General features: G+C 68.0%; 14 protein-coding genes and 1 pseudogene. 9 read left to right on the top strand and 6 right to left on the bottom strand.

Annotation, left to right across the window (positions count from 1 at the left end):
• Positions 1 to 14 precede the first annotated feature (14 nt).
• Positions 15 to 644, top strand: coding sequence for a GNAT family N-acetyltransferase (locus AB0F43_RS00895; protein WP_360468804.1), 630 nt, complete (start codon positions 15 to 17; stop codon positions 642 to 644).
• On the opposite strand, the gene AB0F43_RS00890 is transcribed toward AB0F43_RS00895, so the two are convergent.
• Positions 607 to 1,038: a hotdog fold thioesterase gene (locus AB0F43_RS00890; protein ID WP_360468803.1), complete on the bottom strand. Its 432-nt coding sequence runs from the start codon at positions 1,036 to 1,038 to the stop codon at positions 607 to 609. The two genes, AB0F43_RS00895 and AB0F43_RS00890, sit on opposite strands and share 38 nt — an antisense overlap.
• A 98-nt stretch (positions 1,039 to 1,136) precedes the next feature.
• On the opposite strand from AB0F43_RS00890, the gene polA reads away from it, so the two are divergent.
• Positions 1,137 to 3,839, top strand: a complete 2,703-nt coding sequence (gene polA / locus AB0F43_RS00885) for a DNA polymerase I (RefSeq protein ID WP_360472969.1) — start codon at positions 1,137 to 1,139, stop codon at positions 3,837 to 3,839.
• Positions 3,840 to 3,893: 54 nt separating this feature from the next.
• Here the strand turns inward: polA and AB0F43_RS00880 are convergent, their stop codons facing one another.
• Positions 3,894 to 4,367 carry an NUDIX domain-containing protein gene (locus tag AB0F43_RS00880; RefSeq protein ID WP_360468801.1) on the bottom strand — a complete coding sequence of 158 codons (474 nt, stop codon included), beginning with the start codon at positions 4,365 to 4,367 and terminating at the stop codon, positions 3,894 to 3,896.
• Between the two features lie 232 nt (positions 4,368 to 4,599).
• Here AB0F43_RS00880 and AB0F43_RS00875 point away from each other — a divergent pair, with 232 nt between their 5' ends.
• The 3 genes from AB0F43_RS00875 to AB0F43_RS00865 all read left to right on the top strand — a co-directional run bounded on the left by AB0F43_RS00875 (position 4,600) and on the right by AB0F43_RS00865 (position 8,555).
• Positions 4,600 to 6,357, top strand: a complete 1,758-nt coding sequence (locus AB0F43_RS00875; protein ID WP_360468799.1) for an extracellular solute-binding protein — start codon at positions 4,600 to 4,602, stop codon at positions 6,355 to 6,357.
• Positions 6,358 to 6,595: 238 nt separating this feature from the next.
• On the top strand, positions 6,596 to 7,534 hold the full coding sequence (locus AB0F43_RS00870; RefSeq protein WP_360468797.1) for a carbohydrate ABC transporter permease: 939 nt from the start codon (positions 6,596 to 6,598) through the stop codon (positions 7,532 to 7,534).
• 4 nt (positions 7,535 to 7,538) lie between these two features.
• On the top strand, positions 7,539 to 8,555 hold the full coding sequence (locus AB0F43_RS00865; protein WP_360468796.1) for an ABC transporter permease subunit: 1,017 nt from the start codon (positions 7,539 to 7,541) through the stop codon (positions 8,553 to 8,555).
• 1 nt (position 8,556) lies between these two features.
• On the opposite strand, the gene AB0F43_RS00860 is transcribed toward AB0F43_RS00865, so the two are convergent.
• Complete coding sequence (locus AB0F43_RS00860; RefSeq protein ID WP_360468794.1) at positions 8,557 to 9,819, bottom strand: polysaccharide biosynthesis protein; 1,263 nt, start codon at positions 9,817 to 9,819, stop codon at positions 8,557 to 8,559.
• Positions 9,820 to 9,876: 57 nt separating this feature from the next.
• Between AB0F43_RS00860 and AB0F43_RS00855 the strand changes: the two genes are divergently transcribed.
• Positions 9,877 to 11,547 carry a hypothetical protein gene (locus tag AB0F43_RS00855; RefSeq protein ID WP_360468792.1) on the top strand — a complete coding sequence of 557 codons (1,671 nt, stop codon included), beginning with the start codon at positions 9,877 to 9,879 and terminating at the stop codon, positions 11,545 to 11,547.
• A 46-nt stretch (positions 11,548 to 11,593) separates the two neighbouring features.
• A pseudogene (locus AB0F43_RS00850) lies at positions 11,594 to 11,692 on the top strand (DUF2613 family protein); the annotation flags it as partial.
• Here AB0F43_RS00850 and AB0F43_RS00845 read toward each other — a convergent pair.
• Entirely contained in the window at positions 11,646 to 12,830 is a 1,185-nt protein-coding gene (locus tag AB0F43_RS00845; protein WP_360468790.1) for a glycosyltransferase family 4 protein, read from the bottom strand. The pseudogene AB0F43_RS00850 and the gene AB0F43_RS00845 overlap by 47 nt on opposite strands.
• Positions 12,831 to 12,946: 116 nt before the next feature.
• Between AB0F43_RS00845 and AB0F43_RS00840 the strand changes: the two genes are divergently transcribed.
• Together AB0F43_RS00840 and AB0F43_RS00835 are read left to right on the top strand one after the other, a co-directional pair.
• Positions 12,947 to 13,693, top strand: coding sequence for a class I SAM-dependent methyltransferase (locus AB0F43_RS00840; protein WP_360472966.1), 747 nt, complete (start codon positions 12,947 to 12,949; stop codon positions 13,691 to 13,693).
• Positions 13,690 to 17,763, top strand: coding sequence for an alpha-(1->3)-arabinofuranosyltransferase (locus AB0F43_RS00835; protein ID WP_360468788.1), 4,074 nt, complete (start codon positions 13,690 to 13,692; stop codon positions 17,761 to 17,763). Before AB0F43_RS00840 ends, AB0F43_RS00835 begins: the two co-directional genes overlap by 4 nt.
• Here the strand turns inward: AB0F43_RS00835 and AB0F43_RS00830 are convergent.
• Together AB0F43_RS00830 and AB0F43_RS00825 are read right to left on the bottom strand one after the other, a co-directional pair.
• Complete coding sequence (locus AB0F43_RS00830; protein ID WP_360468786.1) at positions 17,652 to 18,875, bottom strand: acyltransferase; 1,224 nt, start codon at positions 18,873 to 18,875, stop codon at positions 17,652 to 17,654. The two genes, AB0F43_RS00835 and AB0F43_RS00830, sit on opposite strands and share 112 nt — an antisense overlap.
• Complete coding sequence (locus tag AB0F43_RS00825) at positions 18,872 to 20,584, bottom strand: hypothetical protein (RefSeq protein ID WP_360468784.1); 1,713 nt, start codon at positions 20,582 to 20,584, stop codon at positions 18,872 to 18,874. The genes AB0F43_RS00830 and AB0F43_RS00825 overlap by 4 nt, the downstream gene beginning before the upstream one ends.
• Between the last annotated feature and the right edge of the window lie 175 nt (positions 20,585 to 20,759).

Raw genomic sequence — 20,759 nt, 5'->3', positions numbered from 1 at the left:
ACCAGGAGGTCGCTGTGGCATCAGCCATCGAGGTGAGGGACGCCCAACGCGGTGACGCCGACGCCTTGGTGGCGTTGTGGCGTGAGATGACCACGGGGTCCGGCCACCCGCTGCGACTGCCCGCGCCGCCGGCCGTCGCCGCCGTCGAGGTTGCTATAGGCAAACATCTCGACGACCCGTTCGGCCGGCTGCTGGTCGGCGAGCTGGACGGCGCCGTGCACGGGATGGCCTATCTGCGCCGGACCGCGATCAGCCCGCTGCACAACGACTTCACGGTGACGGTCGAGTATCTGCACGTCAGTGACACCGCCCGCCGGCACGGCCTGGGCAAGGCGCTGATCGCGGAAGCCGCCGCCTGGGCCGAGCACGAGAACTGCGCGCACCTGGCCGCCGTCGCCCCCGCGGTCGCCCGCGAGGCGAACCGGTTCCTGGCCCGGCTGGGCCTGGGGCAGGCCGGCGTACTGCGGTTCGCCGCCACGCACACCGTCCGTCGCCGGCTCGCCGCCGAACACGCGCCGAACCTGCTGGCCCTGCTCTCGTCGCGACGGTCGGTGATCGCCCGCCGCGCGCAACTGGCCCGCCCGCTGCCGGTCGATCGAGCCGAGGTCAGCTACCCGGCGGCGCCGGAATCAGCTGGCACGTGATCCGCGCGGTGCAGACCCGCTTGTCCCGCTGGTCGGTGATGACGACTTCGTACGACGTCGTCGTCCGGCCGAGGTAGATCGGGGTGGCGACGCCGGTCACGATGCCGTCGCGGACCGCGCGGTGGTGGGTGGCGTTGATGTCGACACCGACCGCGACCTTGTCGTAGGCCGCCGCGTGCAGGGCCGAGCCGATCGAGCCGAGGCTCTCGGCGAGAACGCAGGACGCGCCGCCGTGCAGCAGCCCGTACGGCTGGGTGTTGCCCTTGACCGGCATGGTGGCGACGATCCGCTCCGGGGCGGCCTCCAAGACCTGGATGCCCATCAGGCTCAGCAGGGTGCCCTCGACGCCCATTCCCGGGCCGAGGTCCATACCGTCGGTGCTCTGTTCAGTCACAGGGGGCAGACTACGTGAGCCCTCCGCGCGGGCGGGTCAGAACTGTCCCAGGGACCCACTAGAGTCGGTACGTGGCTCCAGAAACCAACACCTCGACGATGACCAAGGACACTCCGCAACCGGGCGCCGGCCGGCCGCGGATCCTGCTGCTGGACGGGCACTCGCTGGCGTACCGGGCGTTCTACGCGCTGCCGGTGGAGAACTTCTCCACCACCACCGGGCAGCACACCAACGCGGTGTACGGGTTCACCTCGATGCTGATCAACATGCTCCGCGACGAGCAGCCCACCCATGTCTGCGTCGCGTTCGACGTGTCCCGCAAGACCTTCCGCTCCGAGCAGTACGCCGAGTACAAGGCCGGCCGGTCGAAGTCGCCGGACGAGTTCAAGGGGCAGGTTTCGCTGGTCAAGGAGGTGCTGGAGGCGCTCCGGATCCCGACCACGGAGATCGACGGCTGGGAGGCCGACGACGTCATCGCCACCCTCGCCACCCAGGCGTCCGAGCAGGGCTTCGAGGTGCTGATCAGCAGCGGCGACCGGGACGCTTTCCAGCTGGTCAGCGACGACATCACGGTGCTGTACCCGAAGCGCGGCGTGTCCGAGATCGCCCGGATGGACCCGGCCGCGGTCGAGGAGAAGTACGGCGTGACACCGCGGCTGTACCCGGATCTCGCGGCGCTGGTGGGGGAGTCGAGTGACAACCTGCCCGGTGTGCCCGGCGTCGGGCCGAAGACGGCGGCCAAGTGGCTGAACCAGTTCGGCTCGCTGAACGACGTGGTCGACCGGGTGAACGAGATCAAGGGCAAGGCCGGCGAGTCGCTGCGCGAGCACCTGGCCGACGTGATCCGGAACCGGCAGATCAACGAGCTGGTCCGCGACCTGACCCTGGACGTCACGGTGGACGACCTGGTCCGGACGCCGTGGGACCGGGAGAAGGTGCACACGCTGTTCGACAGCCTGGAGTTCCGGGTGCTGCGGGAGCGGCTGGTCGCCGAGCACGAGGAGGTCGACGCGACCGTCGACCACGGTTTCGAGCTGGACGGCGTGCAGCTGAAGCCCGGTGAGGTGGCCGGCTGGCTCAAGGAGCACGTGAGCACCGGCGAGCGGGTCGGTGTCGCCGTCCAGGGCGGCTGGGGTCGCGGCACCGGCGAGATCACCGGTCTGGCGCTGGCGAACACCTCGGGTGCGGCCGCCTGGTTCGATCCGGCCACGCTGACGGCGGACGACGACGCGGCCTGGCAGGCCTGGCTCGCCGACCCGAAGCAGCCGAAGGCGCTCCACGACGCGAAGGGGCCGCTGCTCGGCTTCCTCGAGCGCGGCTGGACACTGGCCGGGCTGAGCTCGGACACCCAGCTGAGTGCCTATCTGGCCCGGCCGGACCAGCGGTCCTACGACCTGGCCGACCTGACCGTGCGCTACCTCAAGCGCGAGCTACGCAACGAGGAGGCCGAGAACGGTCAGCTCAGCTTCGACGACGTCGAGGGCGGCCCGGCCGCGGACGCGACGATGCTGCGGGCCCGCGCGATCGCGGACCTCGCCGACACCCTGGACGCCGAGCTGGACAAGCAGGCCGGTACCGGCCTGCTGGCGGACGTGGAGCTGCCGCTGATCGATGTCATCGCCGGGATGGAGCGGGACGGTATCGCAGTCGACCGGCCGTACCTGGAGGAGCTGGAGGACCGGTTCGCCACGGGCGTGCGGGAAGCCGCGACGGCGGCGTACGAGGTGATCGGCAAGGAGATCAACCTCGGATCGCCGAAGCAGTTGCAGGTGGTGCTGTTCGACGAGCTGCAGATGCCGAAGACGAAGCGGACGAAGACCGGCTACACCACTGACGCGGATTCGCTGCAGGCGCTGTACGAGAAGACCGAGCACCCGTTCCTGGCGTATCTGCTGGCGCACCGGGACGCGAGCCGGCTGCGGCAGACGGTCGAGGGCCTGCTGAAGACGATCAGCCCGAAGGACGGCCGGATCCACACCACCTTCAACCAGACCATCGCGGCGACCGGTCGGCTCAGCTCGACCGACCCGAACCTGCAGAACATCCCGATCCGGACCGAGGAGGGCCGCCGGATCCGGCAGGCGTTCATCGTCGGCGAGGGCAACGAGTCGCTGATGTCGGCCGACTACAGCCAGATCGAGATGCGGATCATGGCGCACGTGTCCGCCGATCAGGGCCTGATCGACGCGTTCACCTCCGGCGAGGACTTCCACTCGGTCACCGCGGCGCGGGTGTTCTCGGTCGATCCGTCGGCCGTCACCCAGGAGATGCGGGCCAAGATCAAGGCGATGAACTACGGCCTCGCCTACGGGCTGTCGGCGTACGGGCTGAGCCAGCAGCTGAAGATCGGTGTGGACGAGGCGAAGGGGTTGATGGACGAGTACTTCGAGCGCTTCGGCGGCGTCCGCGACTACCTGCGCTCGCTTGTCATCGACGCCGGCAAGAACGGCTACACCGAGACGATCCTGGGCCGCCGGCGCTACCTGCCCGACCTGACCAGCGACAACCGCCAGCGGCGCGAGATGGCCGAGCGGATGGCGCTGAACGCGCCGATCCAGGGCTCGGCCGCCGACGTGATCAAGATGGCGATGCTGAAGGTCGACGCCTCACTGCGTGAGTCCGGCCTGAAGTCGCGGATGCTCCTGCAGGTGCACGACGAGCTCGTCTTCGAGATCGCCCCGGGCGAACGCGACGCGCTGGAAGAGCTCGTCCGCCGCGACATGGGCCACGCCGTCGACATGGCCGTCCCGCTCGACGTCTCGGTAGGCATCGGCCGTACCTGGCACGAAGCCGCCCACTAGCAGCAAGACAGCGAACCGGCCGAACCAGCGCACGCTGGTCCGGCCGGTTTGGCGTCAGGGGCGCTCGAACACCGGGGTGGGGTCGGGGGAGAGGGCGTTGGAGATGGCTTCCTGCTCGTGGGGCGACAACGGTGGGAGGGCTGAGAGCGGGAACCAGGCGACCTCGACGGACTCGTCGTCGTTGACGCGCGGCTCGCCGTGCAGCCAGCGGCAGCGGAAGCAGAGGTCGAGGAACTGGACCTGGTCGCCGTTGGGGTAGCTGGCCGGCGGCAGGGACTGCACGCTGATCAGCCGTTCGATCTCGGCGGTGACCGCGGTCTCCTCCTCGATCTCACGGACCAGTGCGACGGCCGGCTGCTCGCCGGGCTCGAGGATGCCAGCGATCAGAGCCCATCGCCCGTCGTCCGCACGCCGTGCCAGCAGCACTTGCTCGGCGTCGTTCAGGACTACACCGGAAATGCCGGTGAGCCAGAGCAGATCGTGTCCGATCTTCTCACGCAACTCGAGGATGAACTTCGGGGTCGCCATGGTGTGAACCCTATAGAAACAGGGAAGTCCTTTAGTTTCCGCAAGAAAGTTGCTCGGGATCGAGCAAGCGGGAAACGTTTCCCGCGCAAGACACAGACTGTGGCCATTCGATCCCGCCAAGTTACGCCCGAACCCTTCCGAAGTCATCGGATCTGTGCCATTCTCCCGCCAAAGATCCGAGATCCTATCGGATATTTCGTCTCGTTCCGCGTACACCGCCTTGGAGGGACCCATGCCGAACAACGCTGCCGGGCCGACGGGAATCAGCCGTCGATCACTCATTGCGGGGGCGCTCGGACTGACCGCCGCGACCGCCGGTGGAGGTCTGCTCAGTGGCTGTAGCAGCTCGGGCAGTACGAGCGGTGCCGCCGACGCCGCCGCCGGCGGCGGCGCGCCCAGTGTCACGCTCGGCCCGAAGCTGGCGGGGATGCAGTATCCGGACGGGTACGTCGGCCCGGTGGCCCGGGAACTGAAGCCGCTCACCACAGAGAAGGTCACCTTCAAGATCGCGGTCCCGCAGGACGTGACGATCGGCGACTGGAAGACCAACGCGTTCACCAAGTGGCTGGAGTCGAAGACCAACATCCACATCGAGTGGAACCAGATCGGCGGCACCGGCGACGACGTCATGACCAAGGTCAACGCGATGATCGCCGCCGGCGACATCCCGGACGCCTTCATGGGGATCGACTTCAGCCGGTCGCAGCTGTACCTGTACGGCCAGCAGGGCCTGTTCACCGACATCAACCCGCTCATCGACTCCTACGCGCTGAACCTCCAGCAGGCGATGAAGGACTACCCGGACGCCCGCAAACTGGTGCAGGCGCCGGACAAGAAGGTCTACTCGTTCCCGAACATCAACGACTGCTACCACTGCCGGGCGAGCAACGGCCGCACGTTCCTCAACACCGACTGGATCAAGCAGGTCGGGCTGGACATCCCGAAGACCACCGACGAGTTCGTCGAGCTCCTGCGCGCCTTCAAGAAGGCCGACCTCGGCGGCAACGGCCGGACCATCCCGTTCTGCGGTTACAAGGACGCGCCGTTCGACACGTTCTTCATGAACTCGTTCCTCTACAACCCCGGCGACCCGTGGCTGGTCGTCAACGACGGCAAGGTCGACGTGACCTTCAACAAGGACGAATGGCGCGAGGGCCTGAAGTACATCCACGGCATGTACGCCGAGGGCCTGATCAACAAGGACGTGTTCACCGCCGACCAGGACCAGATGAATCGGTACGGCAACGCGCCGGGCAAGCCGATCATCGGCGGCGCCCGGTCGTACTACTGGGGCGGCTTCCTCGACATCGACCAGAAGGACCCGAACGCGCGCTGGCGCAAGTACCTCGCGATCCCCCCGCTGGAAGGGCCGAACAAGGTCCGGTACGCCGCCTGGAACTACCTCGGCGTCGGGGTCGAGGTCTCGCAGCTGGTGATCACCAAGAAGTGTGCCAAGCCGGAGCTGCTGGTCCAGTGGGCCGACGCGCAGATGGAGCTGGAGGCGATCCTGCGTGCGTACGGCGGCCCCAAGTTCGAGTGGGCGAAGAAGGGCGAGCTCGGCATCAACGGCAAGCAGGCGGTGTACGGCTTCTCCGCGACCTGGAACACCGAGAAGAACATCAGCTGGAACCAGTACAACCCGATGTACCGCTCGCAGGACTTCCGCCTGGGCGAGCGGGTCAACCCGAAGGACCTCACCTTCGAGAGTCCGCTCTACCAGCAGACGCTGGAGAACTACTTCCCGTACAAGCAGCCGCAGGAGATGCAGTTCCCGCCGGTCACCCTGGACCAGGACCAGGCGGCCCAGGAGGCGGAGCTGAAGACGAACCTGAAGAGCGAGGTCGACCTGTCGTTCTCCAAGTTCGTCACCGGCCAGCTGGACCCGAACGACGACGCCGCCTGGAACGACTACAAGGACCGCGTCGAGAAGATCGGTGTGAAGCCGTATCTGGAGCTGCAGCAGGCCGCTTACGAGACGTACAACTCATGAGGGAGCGCAGCGAGCTCATCAACAAGCACAGTGCGCTTCGTGTCTCAGCCGCGCCCGGAGCGAAGCGAGGACGTGCCGTGAGCGAGCGGAGCGAGGTCACCAGAAAGCACAGTGCGCTTCGTGTCTCAGCCGCGCCCGGAGCGAAGCGAGGACGTGCCGTGAGCGAGCGGAGCGAGGTCACCAGAAAGCACAGTGCGCTTCGTGTCTCAGCCGCGCCCGGAGCGAAGCGAGGACGTGGATGAGCACCGCGGACACGCTGGCGCCGGACGAGAAGCGGCTGGCGGTCGGAGCGCCGATCCAGGACACCCGAGGCGACAAGATCGCGCTGGCGTGCATCTCCACGGCACTCGGACTCTTCTGCCTCGCCGTGCTGTACCCGATCGTCTACGTGATCAGCGCCTCGATCAGCGACACGTCGAAGGTGTCGGCCGGTGAGGTCTGGTTGTGGCCGGTCGGCCTCACGCTGGACGCGTACAAGGCGATCTTCGACTACGACGCGATCGTCAGCAGCTTCGGCAACTCCGTGTACTACGCGGTGGTCGGGGCGGTCGTGGCCACGGTCCTCACGCTGCTGGCGGCGTACCCGCTGTCCCGTAAGGGGTTGCCGGGCAAGGGGGTGATCATGGCGGCGTTCGTGTTCACGATGATGTTCAGCGGCGGCCTGATCCCGACCTACCTGGTGGTCGACCAGCTGGGACTGCTGAACACCCGGTGGGCGATGATCCTGCCGACCGCGCTGGCGGTGTGGAACGTGATCATCACCCGGACCTACTTCATGGTCACGATCCCGGAGGAGCTGGTCGAGGCCGGCAAGGTGGACGGCTGCAGCGACTTCGGCTTCTTCTGGCGGATCGTGCTGCCGTTGAGCAAGCCGATCATCGCGGTGAACCTGCTGTTCTACGCGGTCGGGCAGTGGAACTCGTTCTTCAACGCGCTGATCTACCTGACCAACGAGCACCTGTTCCCGTTGCAGGTGGTGCTGCGGCAGATCCTGATCCAGAGCAAGGTCGACCCGTCCCAGATGCCCGACACGAGCAAGCTGGCGCAGTTGAAGGAGTTGCAGCAGCAGCTCAAGTACTCGCTGATCGTGATCGGCATGATTCCGCCGTTGCTGGTCTACCCCTTCGTGCAGAAGCACTTCGTCAAGGGGGCCATGATCGGCTCGCTGAAGGGGTGACGAGATGACCGCATCGACGGAAACCCGGATCAAGCCCGCCGCGAAACCGCCGGCCGGGCGGCGCGCGCCGGCCGGCCGCAGACGCGGTCGGGTCAAGGAGGCGAAACCCTCGGTCCGGCTGGGCATCCGGATGCGCCGGAACTGGCAGCTGTACGCGATGCTGGCGCTGCCGCTGATCTGGCTGGCGATCTTCGCCTACTGGCCGATGTACGGCGTCATCATCGCGTTCAAGGACTACAACGTGGTGTCCGGGATCTGGGGCAGCCCGTGGGCCGGGTTCAAGTACTTCGACCGGTTCATCGAGTCGTACCAGTTCTGGAAGCTGATCCGGAACACGGTCTACCTGCACGTGTACGAGCTGGTCGCGACGTTCCCGTTGCCGATCATCCTCGCGCTCTGCCTGAACACGGTCCGGAAGAAGTGGTTCAGCCGCTCGGCCCAGCTGATCACGTACGCACCGCACTTCATCTCGACGGTGGTCGTCGTCGGCCTGGTCGTCGTCCTGACGAACCCGAACACCGGGGTGGCGAACAAGCTGATCGGCCTGTTCGGGTTCGGGCCGGTCGACATGATGGGCGATGCCGGCATGTTCCGGCACATCTACGTGTGGTCGGGTGCGTGGCAGACGATGGGCTTCGCGGCGATCATCTACCTGGCCGCACTGACCAGTGTGCCGCCGGAACTGCACGAGGCGGCGATCGTCGACGGTGCCTCCCGGCTGCGCCGGATGTGGCACATCGACCTGCCGGCGATCGTGCCGGTCGCGGTCATCCTGCTGATCCTGAACATCGGCTCGATCCTGTCGGTCGGCTTCGAGAAGGTGCTGCTGATGCAGAACAACCTGAATCTCGATACCGCCGAAGTGATCGATACCTACGTCTACAAGATCGGTCTGGCCTCGGCGGTGCCGCAGTTCAGTTATGCGACCGCGATCGGGTTGTTCCGGTCGGTGATCGGGCTGGTGTTGCTGGTGCTGGCCAATGCGTTCGCCCGCCGCTTCGCCAAGTCCAGTCTCTGGTGAGTCAGTTGTCGATGGTCTGGCGGTGGAGTCCTGCCGCTAGGCCAGCCGACAGGAGCAGGGCGCAGGTGCTGGTCATCGCGACGAGCACCTTCACACCGTCCATGCCGGTGGCGATGCCGGTTCCGAGGACGATGCCGGTGCCGATCGCCAGTACGACCAGCCCGATCCAGATCAGCAGGGCAGCACGCTTCTCCTGCTGCGCGATCGCGGCATAGACGACCAGTTGCAGTACGGCGTACGACGAACCGGCGATCGCGAACAGCCAGGTGTAGGGACCGAGTGGCCCGTAGTCCTCCTTGCCACCGATGACGGCCACGACCAGGTCGGGCAGGATCAGCGCACCGAGGACCGCGCATACCCCGAGTCCCGCGACGGCCTGGATCGCCCTGCGCAGGCGGAGAGTGTCGCCGGGTGAGCTGGCGAGCGACGGGAACACGATGACGATCACGAACTGCGGCAGGAACAGGCACGCCTTCGCGACGATGACACCGGCCGCGTAGTAGCCGCTGTGCCGGCCGTCGAGCAGCGCACGGGCAAACAGCACGTCGGCGTTGGCGATCGCGAAGAACGCGAGCAGCGTATGCGTACCGTGCACCGTCTCCCGCAGCACCTCCTTGACCTGCGCCGACGTACCTCCGGCTGATCCACGGAGCAGGAAGCCGCCCAGCAGAGCCGGTACGGCGGCACCGAGTGCGAGGCCGATCATGGCCGCGTCGAGGGAGGGGTGGATGAGCAGAGCGCCACCGCCCAGGGCCAGGCGTCCGACGCCGACCGAGGTGTAGACGGCTGCCAGTTCAGTCCAGCGCTGGCTGCCTTGAAGGACACCGAGCTGTGAGCCCATCAGGGTGAGGCCGCCGAGGGTGGGTGCGAGCAGCAGGATCGCTACCACGGAATCGATGTGCAGCAGCCAGATGAACAGCGGCGTAGCCAGCAGGCAGACGACCATGAGTCCGAGCGCGGCCCGGCGGCCTGCCTTGAGCATGGCGTCGGCGAGCGCCGCGGCGCCCTCTCCGGTGTGGGTGGCGAGCCGGCGGGCGCCGGACGCCTGCAGACCCAGGGACGCGACGTTGCCGATCAGCAACAGACCCAGCAGGGCGGTGATGGCCCCGAACTGCTCCGGCACGAGGCGGTGAACGCCAATGAGGGTGAAACCGTAGGCGGCGACGTTCATGACGGCCATGCCGACGGCTACCACCGTGGCGCTGCGGAGGAACGCGAACCGCGGTGCCGCGGGCTCTTGCTCTGGGGTCGTCTCAGCGCTCATGCTCTACTGCCTCGTGACGGAGGAACGGGAGAGGGCGGACGGAGGGTGGAAGTCTTCATGTCAGAACGTGCCGTGCGCGTCCTGGCCTGGCTGTGGCCTGTCCTGCTCACCCTGCTGATCACTGCTCCGCTGCTCGCTCCGGGCTATGTGGTCGGCTACGACCTGGTCTTCGTGCCGGACCTCACGGTACGGCTTGACCTGTTCGGTGTCACAACGGCCATGCCTAGGGCGGTCCCGTCGGACGTGATCGTCGCCGTACTGGACGACGTGGTCGGCGGCCAAGTCCTGAACAAGGCAGTGCTGGTGGCCATCCCGCTGCTGTCCGGACTGGGCATGACCGCGCTGTGGCGAGAGCTGCGGCTCGGCGGCGCTCTGCCTGGTGCCGCGGCCGTGACGCTGTTCGTCTGGAACCCCTTCGTCGCCGAACGCCTCCGGCTGGGCGCATGGGCCTTACTCCTCGGGTACGCCGCCCTGCCGTGGCTGGTGCGGTCCGCACTGCGACTGCGCAAAGGGGCGGGCTGGCCGGGCTTCCTCCTCGCATCGGCCGGTTGTGCGCTCACTGCCTCGGGTGGGATCACGGGGCTCCTGGTCGCCGGTCTCATCCTGCTGTGGCCGGGGCGACGCCGCGTGTGGCCACTGGGTGCAGCGGCTCTGCTGAACGCGCCCTGGCTGGTGGCCGGCCTTGTGCACGGTGGCAACGCGACGGTCGATCCTGCGTCGGTGACCGCCTTCGCTGCTCGTGACGAGGGATACGGGGGAACGCTGCCCACCCTGCTCACGCTCGGCGGTGTCTGGAACGCAGATGTTGTCCCTGGCAACAGAGGCGACCTCTTACCGCTGATCTTCGCGTTCCTCATGCTGGTCATGTCTGTGGCCGGCGTCGTGCTGTGGTGGCGACAGGAGCGTGTCGTCGGCGCACTGGTCGTGGCTGCGGCCATCGCCGTACTGATAGGCATGGCGGGCGTGGTCGCGCCGGGTGCCTCTGCTGGCGTCGTGGCCAACGTCCCTGGCGCTGGTCTCTTCCGCGATGGCCAGCGCTACCTGGCTCCACTGGTGTTGCTCGAGTCTGTGGGCTTCGGTGTGGCGGTCGGTGCGCTGCTGCGGCATGTCCCGCTGCATCGGGTTGTCGGCGCGACCGCCGTACTGCTCCCGATCGCGGCGCTGCCCGCGCTTGCCGGTGGGGGAGGGCCCAAGGTGTCGCACTATCCGGCGGACTGGGAGCGGGCGCAGCAGGTGCTGGCCGGGCCGTTCATCCCGTGGCCGTTCGAGTCCTATCGGGCACCGGTCTGGAACGAACGCCGCCCGGTGCTCGACCCGATGCCGCGGTACTTCGACCAACCCGCGGTCGTCCCCGACGAGCTGATCGTGGGCGGCCACCGCCTGGCCGGTGAGGACCCGCGCGCTGCCGCGGTGGCAACGGCGATCCGTACGGCGATTCGCAGCGGAACCGATCCGACACCGGTGCTGCTGGAGCAGGGCGTCGGCTGGCTGGTCGTCGACCGCGAGCTCGGTGGACCGTCCCCGCGCGACTCGATCGCCGGGCTGACCGAGGAGTTCTCCGGCCCGACGGTGAGCGTCTACCGGCTGGCCGGGACGCCCGTACCGCAACGGGCACAGCCGTGGCGGGCTGCCGTCGTTCTGACTGCGTGGGTGCTCGCCGGAGCGGTGCTGGCGGCCGCGCTGGCCGGTCTGATCACACGGCGCTCCACGATCTGGCGGAGTCGCTGAGCGATTGTTACTCTTCGGTTCACTTATCGAGGAGGGGACACGCTTCATGGGATCACTGATCGGTGCGGCCATCGCCATATTCGCCGGCCTGGCGGTTGCTACGACCACGGTTGTCGGGGTCGTGCAATCGGTTCAGGACGACCCGACGCCGCCGCCGGGACAGACTCAGGGGCAGGCTGACGTTCCGATCGTGGGGTACGGCACGAAGTAGTGAGCAGCTGATCGAAGGCCAGTGCGGTCGCGCCCCAAGTGAAGTTGCCCGCACTGGCAGCTGCTCCGTCCGACAACCGCTTCCGCAGTTCGACGTTCCGCAACAGCTCGGTGATCGCAGCGCTGAACTCGGCCGGGCTGTCCACCAGGAGGCCCGACACTCCGTTGTGTACGGACTCGGTCGGGCCGCCCGCACTCCGGTAGGCCACCGTCGGTACGCCGTGACCCGCGGCCTCACCGACGACGAGGCCCCAGCCCTCCTTGAGGCTCGGCAGGGCCTGCACCCATGCCTCGTCGTACGCCGCGTGCTTGTCGTCCTCACTGACGTGGCCGAGGAACTCGACGGCGTCCTGCAGTCCGCGCTCGTCGACGTACGTCCGCAGCGCGTCCTCCCACCAGCCTGAGCCGACCACGACCAGGCGCGCGTCGGGCAGCACCCTGCGGGCTTCGGCGATCGCGTCGATGGCGTGTTCGATCTGCTTGTGTGGCACGAGCCGGCCGACACACACCACAGTCGGCGCGGCGGCCCGCGGCCGCTGCCTGGGCGGTGCCGGGTCAGTGCCGTTGTGGATGACGTCGATGCTCTTCACGCCAAGGCTGACCAGTTCGTCACGTGAGGCCGACGACACGGTGACGTAACGGCAGTCGTCGTACAGCCGTGGTGCGACGCGTGATTCGAGCCACCAGCCCAGCCGGCCGCGCCAGCCCGGGTACACCACCTGCCACTGCTCCTGGTGCACGTGATGCACGAGGACGACGACGCCCGTACGACGTACGAGCCGGGTAAAGAATGGGAGACCGTTCTGCACGTCGATCACGTGGTCGGGGCGGTGCAGCCACGTGTGAAGCAGGCCACGGAGGTACACCGTGACCTTGGAGCCGCGGTACACGTACCGCACGTCGTACCGACGTGATTCGCGTGGACTGCCCGGGTACGCCGCGCAAAGCACGGCTACTTGCCAGCCCAACGCGGCAAGGCCTCTCGCCACCTCCTCCACATAGCGTTCCGACCCTCCACCCTCCGGGTTCGTCGTGTCCCGCCAGTTCAGCAACAGCACGCTCTGAGCACGCACCTTGTGAGCCCCACCCTCCGGTAACCTCCCCCGAGGTAATGGGCGGGGACGTTACCAAGGAGTAACGATGTCCGCCAGAGCTCACGAGATCCGTTAATGTCCCGCCTGTGCCAGTGATGACGAACCCCACATCGAGCAGTCCGTGGACCGCCGACCTCGGTCGCGCGCTCCGGCTGTTCCGGGCGTTCGGCGTCGAGCAGTCGGACCCGGACCACTTCTACGGCACGCTGGCCGCGGACTCCGTCGGACAGCTCCAGCAGTACGCCGACCTGCGCGACGCGCTGATGCTGGATGTCGGCGGCGGCCCCGGATACTTCGCGGACGCGTTCCGGCAGGCGGGAGCGACGTACTACGCGATCGACTCCGACCTGGGCGAGCTGAGCGGCCGTGGCGAGCCGGCGCCGGACACAGTGCTCGGCAGCGGCATGGCACTGCCCGTGGCCGACGCCGCGGTCGACATCTGCTTCTCGTCCAACGTGCTGGAGCACGTGCCGGAGCCGTGGCTGATGGCCGACGAGATGGTCCGCGTCACCAGGCCGGGCGGCATGGTCTTCCTGTCGTACACCGGCTGGTGGGGTCCGCACGGCGGGCACGAGACCGCGCCGTGGCACTACCTCGGCGGACGCCGGGCGGCTCGTCGCTACGAGCGGGTGACTGGCCATCCGCCGAAGAACCGCTTCGGTGAATCGCTCTTCCCGATCACCGTCGCCGGCGGGCTGCGCTGGGCTCGCGCCTGCCCGGACGCGGACCTGGTGGCCGCAGTGCCGAGGTACCACCCGCGCTGGGCGTACGGCGTACTCGCGCTGCCCGGGTTGCGCGAGGTCGTGACCTGGAACCTCGTCCTGGTGCTCCGGCGCCGATGAGGAGACTGAAAGCGGGAAGCTCCGAACAGGTGGTCTGGCGAGCGAGGCTCGTGCTGGGCTGCCTGGTCCTGATCGCCCTGTGCTTCCACCAGGCGCCGGGCAAGATCGTGCCGGACACCAAGCTCGACCTCACCGCCGGGCCGGGTGGCTTCCTTGCCCGCTCACTCCACCTGTGGGATCCGCAGGGCGCCTTCGGCCAGCTACAGAACCAGGCGTACGGCTACCTGCTGCCGATGGGTCCGTTCCACTGGCTGCTGGACGCGCTGTCGGTGCCCGACTGGGTGACGCAACGACTGTGGTGGTCCGTCGTATTGTGCGTCGCCTTCCTCGGTGTGTGGAAGCTCTGCAACGCCCTCGACTACGGAGTGCCCTGGACTCGCTTTGCCGTGGCGCTGCTCTACGCACTGAGTCCACGCATGCTCGGCGAGCTGTCGATCACCTCAATCGAGGTGTGGCCGATGGCGATGGCTCCGTGGGTGCTCTTGCCGCTGGTGACCCCACGGGCGCGCTCGGGGTGGTGGAGAGTCGGCTGGTCGGCGGCGGCGTTCGCACTCGTCGGTGGAGTCAATGCAGTCGCCACCGGCGCGACGCTCGTACTCCCTGCGCTCTGGCTGATCACGCGACGGCTGGACCGGTCGACGCTGAAAGTGGCGGTCGGCTGGCTGGGCTGTGTGGTGGCGGTGTCGATCTGGTGGCTCGTCCCATTGATGTTGCTCGGTCGCTACAGCCCGCCGTTCCTGGACTGGATCGAGGACGCCGGCGTGACGACCGGTATGGCAAGCGTCTTCGAGTCGTTCCGTGGTACGTCGCAGTGGCTCAACTTCCTGTCCGGCTCCGACGGACCGAGTTGGCCTGCCGGATGGCTGTACGTCACCCAGCCGATGCTGATCCTGACCACTGCGGTCATCGCGCTGCTGGGCCTGGTCGGACTGGCGATGGGTTCGCTCAAGCACCGTGGGTTCCTGCAACTCTCACTCGTCGTCGGACTCCTGCTGGTGACACTCGGCCACGCCGGTGCCGCCGGATCTCCGCTGGCACCGCAGCTGCAGGACCTGCTCGACGGACCGCTCGCCGCGCTCCGCAACACCCACAAGTTCGAGCTCGTCGTCCGGCTGCCGCTGACACTCGCCGCAGCACACGCACTGAGCAGGCTGACCCTCTGGGCGACAGCTCGAGGGCTGCACCGCCGAGTGGTGCCAGTGCTGGTGGCGTGCCTGATCCTGTCGGTGGCGACGCCGGCCGTCTTCGGTCAACTGCCCAGACGCGAGGGGTACGACGCCATCCCCGCACACTGGCGTGATGCCGCGACCTGGCTCGACAGCCAGACGGCCAGCGGCAGTGTCCTCGTCGTACCGGCCGCGTCGTTCGCCGACTTCACCTGGGGCTCGACCAAGGACGAGCCGTTCCAGGCGTTGCTGAAGCGGCCCATGGCCGTGCGAGACGCCGTACCCCTGGGGTCTGCCGGTGCGACTCGGTGGCTGGACGAGGTGGAACGCCGACTCGGCTCAGGTGTCGGTGACCAGACACTGCGGCAGGCACTCGCCCGGGCCGGAGTCAGGTACGTCGTAGTGCGCAACGACCTGCGGTACGACGCACAGGTGACGCCGACGCTGGCAGTCCACGAAAGCCTGGCCGAGTCCGGTATCGACCGGGTGGCGCACTTCGGACCGGCCACCGGCAGCAGCATCGAACAGCCCGGCGTGACCCTCGACGGAAGGACTCGGCTGCCGTATCCGGCTGTGGAGATCTACGACGTCGGTGACACAAGCCCAGCCCGCCTGATCCCGCGGTCGCAGCTCCTCGAGGTCCGTGGAGCGGCCGAAGACGTGCCTACCGTACTGACCGCGCTGGGCGGTGATCGCAGCGCGGTGACCACGTCCGACGCAGTCGGCAAGCTCACGGGCCTCCCACTGATCCAGACTGACGGCCTGCAACGCCGCGAGGTCTCCGTCGGCCGCCCAGCCGAGAACTACTCGCCCGTCCTCACCGCATCGGAACCAGGCCGCCAAGGCCGCCGGACCCTCGGGTACGACGTCAGCCCAGCGGCACCGAGTACGACGCGGACGTGGGGTGGCGGCGTCGTCGACGTACGGGCGTCGTCGTCAGCAGCGGATGCGAACGCCACGCTGCGGACCGGGCCTGGCAACGGGCCGGCCGCGGCGGTTGACGGTGATCCGTCCACCCGCTGGATCTCCGGGACGTTCGGGCGCAGCAGTGGTGAGTGGCTGGAGCTGACGTTCACCTCACCGCGGACCGTCGACGGACTGAAGGTCCAGTTCTCGCTGGCGGCTCCGACCACCGAGCCGGTCCGGACGCTGCAGGTGGAGACCGACGCGGGCTCGCTGGCCTCGGTGGTGTCCGGGTCGACCGAACCACAGAACATCCCGACACCACCTGGCAAGACCCAACGGTTGCGGCTCAGCGTCGGCATCACCGACGGCAAGAACCCGAACGGCGTGTCCATCGCCGAGGTGAGCCTGCCGGGGATGCTCGCGGTCAGTCGGCTGCTGGTTCCGTCGGAGGATCGTCAGCCGAGCGCTCTGGTGTTCAGGAACCAGCAGCTCGGGCGGTCTGCGTGTCTGCACGTGGCCACCCGGCCGCTGTGCAGGCAAAGCGTTGCCAGGGACTCTGAGGAGCCCACCGGGATCCAGCGAAGCGTGGACTTGCCGCAGGCGGCGTCGTACCAGCTGCAGGGGACCGCACTGCCCAAGGACGGTGCTGCCCTGGAAGCCCTGCTGACCGTTCCGGGCGCGATCACCGCCACCGCGTCGTCGCGAGCCGTCACTGCGCCAGAGGGCCGACCAGGTGCCGCGGTGGATCGTGATCTGGGCACCGGCTGGGTCGCGGATCCCGCCGACGGCAGCCCGTCCCTGACCTTGAAGTTGCCAGCGGCAAGGAAGGTGAGCGGGCTGCAGTTCCTCACCGACCCGTACCTGACCGCGTCGCCGCCGACCGAGGTGGCAGTCCGGTTCGACGGCGGCCCGCCGGTCACGAGCAAGGTCGACCAGGAAGGCTATGTCCGGTTCGCCGGGCGGACGGCACAGACCATCGAGTTGAACTTCACCAGCACCAGACCGCTGGTCGACCTCGACTCGGCGACCGGCTACGCCCGGAACGCCCCGGTCGGCGTGGCGGAGGTCCGGGTTCTCGGCGCCGACGGTCTGCGCAAGGCACTCGACCTCGATGCGCAGACCGGCGCGTACTGCGGCTATGGCCCGGGTGTGCGGCTGGACGGCGTACCCGCGGATACGCAGGTGACGGCGACCGTGCGGGACCTGCTGCAGCGGCGGCCGGTCACGTTCACGACGTGCGGTAAGGACAGCACGGTCACCCTGCAGGCAGGACGCCACAACCTCGACGTCCTGGCTGGTGGCGGCTTTGTGCCGATCGAGACGACTTGGGCCAGGGCCGGCTTCGGCAATGTGTCGAAGACGCCGGTGCGGTCCGTCGACGTGTGGCGGTCCAACCCTGCCGAACTGACCGTCGAGGTGCCGGGGGCCGAAGAGCAGTCCGTCCTGACTGTCGCGCAGAACTACAACGAGGGCTGGGAGGCGTACGACGGCAGTGGGCGCAAGCTGACGCCGATCCGGGTCGGTGGCTGGCAGCAGGGCTGGGTGCTGCCCGGGGGGACCGAGCAGGTGGTCACTGCCCGGTTCATGCCTGACCGCACGTACCGGGCAGGGTTGCTGGTGGGTCTACTCGCTCTGCTGTCGGTGATCGCGATGGCCGTGTTCTTCCGCCGCCGGTCTCGGCACTCAGGGCACCGGCTGCGCGAAGGCCGCTACGTCGGCACTTGGGCGGCTGTTGCGGTCGGGCTCGCCGCAGGTGCGTTCATGTCTGGCTGGATCGGCTTGGTCGCCGTAGCGATCGCAGCAGCCTGTTCGTGGTACCTGTCCGGGCGGCGGGTGATCGCAGTGGCTGCCGGTGTGGTCCTGGTCGGGACGCTGATCGCGGCCGTTCAGCCTTGGCCGGATGGGGGAGCGGGGCTGACATCCGGAGTCGTCCAGGCGTCGATCTTGTTCGGCTGCGCGCTGGTGCTGTTGTCCCGGCCGACCGGCGAGACGTCGTAGTCCTTGTCCCGGCGGCCGAGCCGCATGATCGGGCGCTCCATCCCGTAGTAGCTCGCGGCCGCGACCGCAGCCGACACGATGAGGGTCGGGAAGAACAGCAGCGCGAACCGCCCGCTGAACAAGGTGTAGCCGCTGATCCGCTCGACCACGCTCAGCACGATGACGTGGTACGCGAAGACGCCGTACGAGATGTCACCGGCTATGTGACCGATCCGGCCGCCGAGCACGCGGGCAGTCCGTGCGGTCGGGGTCAGGGCCGGGAACAGGACGCAGGCCGCGATCCCCGTGTAGAGAAGGCTTTTCACGAACGCCTGGCCGGGGGTGGCGGTCGATAGGTTGTACGGACCGGCCACCGGAGTGGCGGCAACGACCAGCAACGCCACAGCGACGCCCCAGACAGTGCCGGGGATCTTGGTGAGGGTGTCCAGCGCGGACGGCCCGAGTCGCCCGCTGGAACGCGCCACCTGCCACAGTGCGAACCCCATCCCGACTGCGAACCAACCGACGTACCCGGGAAGCCAGAGCCCCGCCTGTGGGTGGTCCGTCGCGTTCACAGCGGCCATCCAGACCGGACCGAGCAGAGTGAACGCACCCAGTACGACGAGCCGCCAGCGGACGCTCCGCCGAGTAGGACGCTCGTACCCGGTCAACAGCTTCGCCAGCACGGGCAGCAGCAGGTAGAACGCGACCTCCGTCGCCAGGCTCCACAGCTGTGTGAGCCCGTCCGCGGCCAGGCCGTCGAAGTAGATCTGGGTGAGGGTCGCGTGCTGCAGGTACGTCGTCCACGTCACGCCGTCCTTGTGCGGGACAAGGAGAGCTGCGAGCAGTACGGCGACCCACAGCGCCGGCAGGATCCGCAGCGCCCGATTGCGCAGGTACGGGAACGTCAGGGGCGGCAGTGTGCCCTCGAACCACGCCACCACATGCGGCCGGTAGAGCAGGAACCCGGAGATCGCGAAGAAGATCGCCACGCCGACGTCGAGCCGGGCGAGCAACCCGGCGAACGGGCCGTCCAGCGAGGCTCCGCTGTGAAACCCGACGTGCGTGGTCAGCACCGCGAGGGCCCCGATCGCTCGCAACCCGTCCAGCGCGGGGAATCTGGTGCGTGTCATCCGTTCACCCTTGGCAGTCCGATCTCGAGGTCCTCCACGCACACGTTCGTCGCGGGATCGGAGGAGCGTAGCCGAACCGCGGTGGCGGTGATGCGCCGCGACGGGCCGAAGTACATGCTGCCGACTCCCGCGGGCCAGGTGGCCGACGGTAGCGCGGCGACGTTGCCGGAGGCATCGACGAGCTCGATCGACACCTGGTTCTCCCGGTTGGAGAAGTACGCCGCCTTGACGAACCAGCCGGCGGTGGCGATCTGGTCCTGCGTCGACCTCAGTGGCACGGTCAGCGGTTCGGTGCCGTGCAGCAACAGGTTGCAGAAGGCGTTGCCCGTGGACGCCGGCTCCCCGCGGGACCAGACCGCCAGCTGCGCGGGCCGCAGCTTCCCGGTCTCATCGACCATCAACGGCTCACTTCCCGCCGCCTGCAACCGGAACGGGATTCCTGCCATCCGCAGCACCGGCGACAGCCTGATGTCGGACATCAACCCGTTCACGATCGGCTGCGGCATCGCCGTGTCCCACAAGTTGACGTTGGGCCCGGCCCGTTCCAGCTCCGCGGTCACGGTGGCGAAGTACGCCTTGGCCGGATTCTTCGCCCAGGTCCTGGCGAACCCGACGTCCGACACCACCGCGCCGATGACCAGACACGCCAACGCGACGGCGGGTACGGCGATCCGCACCGAGCGAGCCGACAGGACGACGGCCAACGTCAACGGGATCGAGAGATCGGACCAGTAGTGGTAGTGCAGGGTGATCACGACACCGAACAGCGCAAAGCGTCCGTACGCCACCAGCAGCAAGGTCACCAGCACGTAGACGACAACACTGGCCCACAGCAGGAGAGCTCGGCGGTCTCGTTGCCAGGCAACCAGCATCAGCAGACCGGCCACTAGCCCGCCCGTCACGACGGCGGCCGTGGGTGGGTCGGCGATGCTCATCGGAATCCCGGTCTCCGCCCAGGTCCAGGGTCCGCCCACCAGGGCGCTCAGTGGGACTTCGAAGGCGTGCCCGGCGAGACCGGCCAGGTCACCGAACCCAGGCAGCCGGCCCGAGGACGGGGTGCCGTGGGCGAGGTAGAGAGTGCCGAAGGCAACGATCGCCACGGTGAGGGCGGCGGCGTAGGGCCAGGTGCGGCGCAACCACGGGCGGATCGGCTCGTCGCGGAGGTAGAGGGCGAGGGCCGCGACGGTGAACAGGATGAGAGCGGATTTCTCCCAGCAGGCAAGGGAGATGAGCAATGCCAGCGGGCCGTAGGCGAGGGCTCGGCGGCGATGGCCGGCGTACCAGTCGATGGTTGCGTGTAGCAACAGTAAGCCGAAGACGTGCGCGGACAGGTTGTTCACGCCGCTCGACAGCGACATGAACGACGGCATGCTGAGCGGACTCAGCGCGTAGAACACCGTGCCGGCAATGACCCACCAGGTCGGGCCCAGGACGCGGAGCAGCAGGCGGCCCATCAGGAAGATCGCGACGGCCTGCATCAGCACCCGCCAGGCGACGGTGAGGTCGTGGTTCAGCGGCGCCAGCTCGGCGAAGAGCGCGTAGACGAACCGCAGCCCGGGCGCGATGTGGTCGTTGACCGGGGTCAGCAGTTCGGCCGGCGCGAACCCGCGGCTGCCCTGGACGAGGAAGTCGAGGTCGTCACTGAGCCACGAACCGCGCCGTGCGAGCAGCCCGAGCACGGCTGCCTGCACCACGGCGATCGCCACCACGACGACACGGAGAACCGATGAATCCGGCCCATAGCTTGATACCGCCGTCAGCCCAGTGATCCGCCTCATCGCGTAGACCGCGGGGAGGCCCCGTCGTTCTGGGTGGGGAGGAACCGCGACTCCCTCCCTTCGGAGATCCGGAACTGTCGGTCCTGGCTGATTTGGTTGGTCTCGT

The organism is Kribbella sp. NPDC023972 (assembly GCF_040639075.1).
Taxonomy (GTDB): domain Bacteria; phylum Actinomycetota; class Actinomycetes; order Propionibacteriales; family Kribbellaceae; genus Kribbella.
This window is presented reverse-complemented; position numbering and strand designations above follow the sequence as displayed.

Bases quoted from the DNA above. Each gene is read 5' to 3' on its own strand.
- AB0F43_RS00840 (WP_360472966.1), top strand. From the start codon at position 12,947: ATGACGAACCCCACATCGAGCAGTCCGTGGACCGCCGACCTCGGTCGC.
- AB0F43_RS00870 (WP_360468797.1), top strand. From the start codon at position 6,596: ATGAGCACCGCGGACACGCTGGCGCCGGACGAGAAGCGGCTGGCGGTC.
- AB0F43_RS00865 (WP_360468796.1), top strand. From the start codon at position 7,539: ATGACCGCATCGACGGAAACCCGGATCAAGCCCGCCGCGAAACCGCCG.
- AB0F43_RS00835 (WP_360468788.1), top strand. From the start codon at position 13,690: ATGAGGAGACTGAAAGCGGGAAGCTCCGAACAGGTGGTCTGGCGAGCG.
- AB0F43_RS00880 (WP_360468801.1), bottom strand. From the start codon at position 4,367: ATGGCGACCCCGAAGTTCATCCTCGAGTTGCGTGAGAAGATCGGACAC.
- AB0F43_RS00855 (WP_360468792.1), top strand. From the start codon at position 9,877: ATGTCAGAACGTGCCGTGCGCGTCCTGGCCTGGCTGTGGCCTGTCCTG.
- AB0F43_RS00860 (WP_360468794.1), bottom strand. From the start codon at position 9,819: ATGAGCGCTGAGACGACCCCAGAGCAAGAGCCCGCGGCACCGCGGTTC.
- AB0F43_RS00875 (WP_360468799.1), top strand. From the start codon at position 4,600: ATGCCGAACAACGCTGCCGGGCCGACGGGAATCAGCCGTCGATCACTC.
- polA (WP_360472969.1), top strand. From the start codon at position 1,137: ATGACCAAGGACACTCCGCAACCGGGCGCCGGCCGGCCGCGGATCCTG.
- AB0F43_RS00830 (WP_360468786.1), bottom strand. From the start codon at position 18,875: ATGACACGCACCAGATTCCCCGCGCTGGACGGGTTGCGAGCGATCGGG.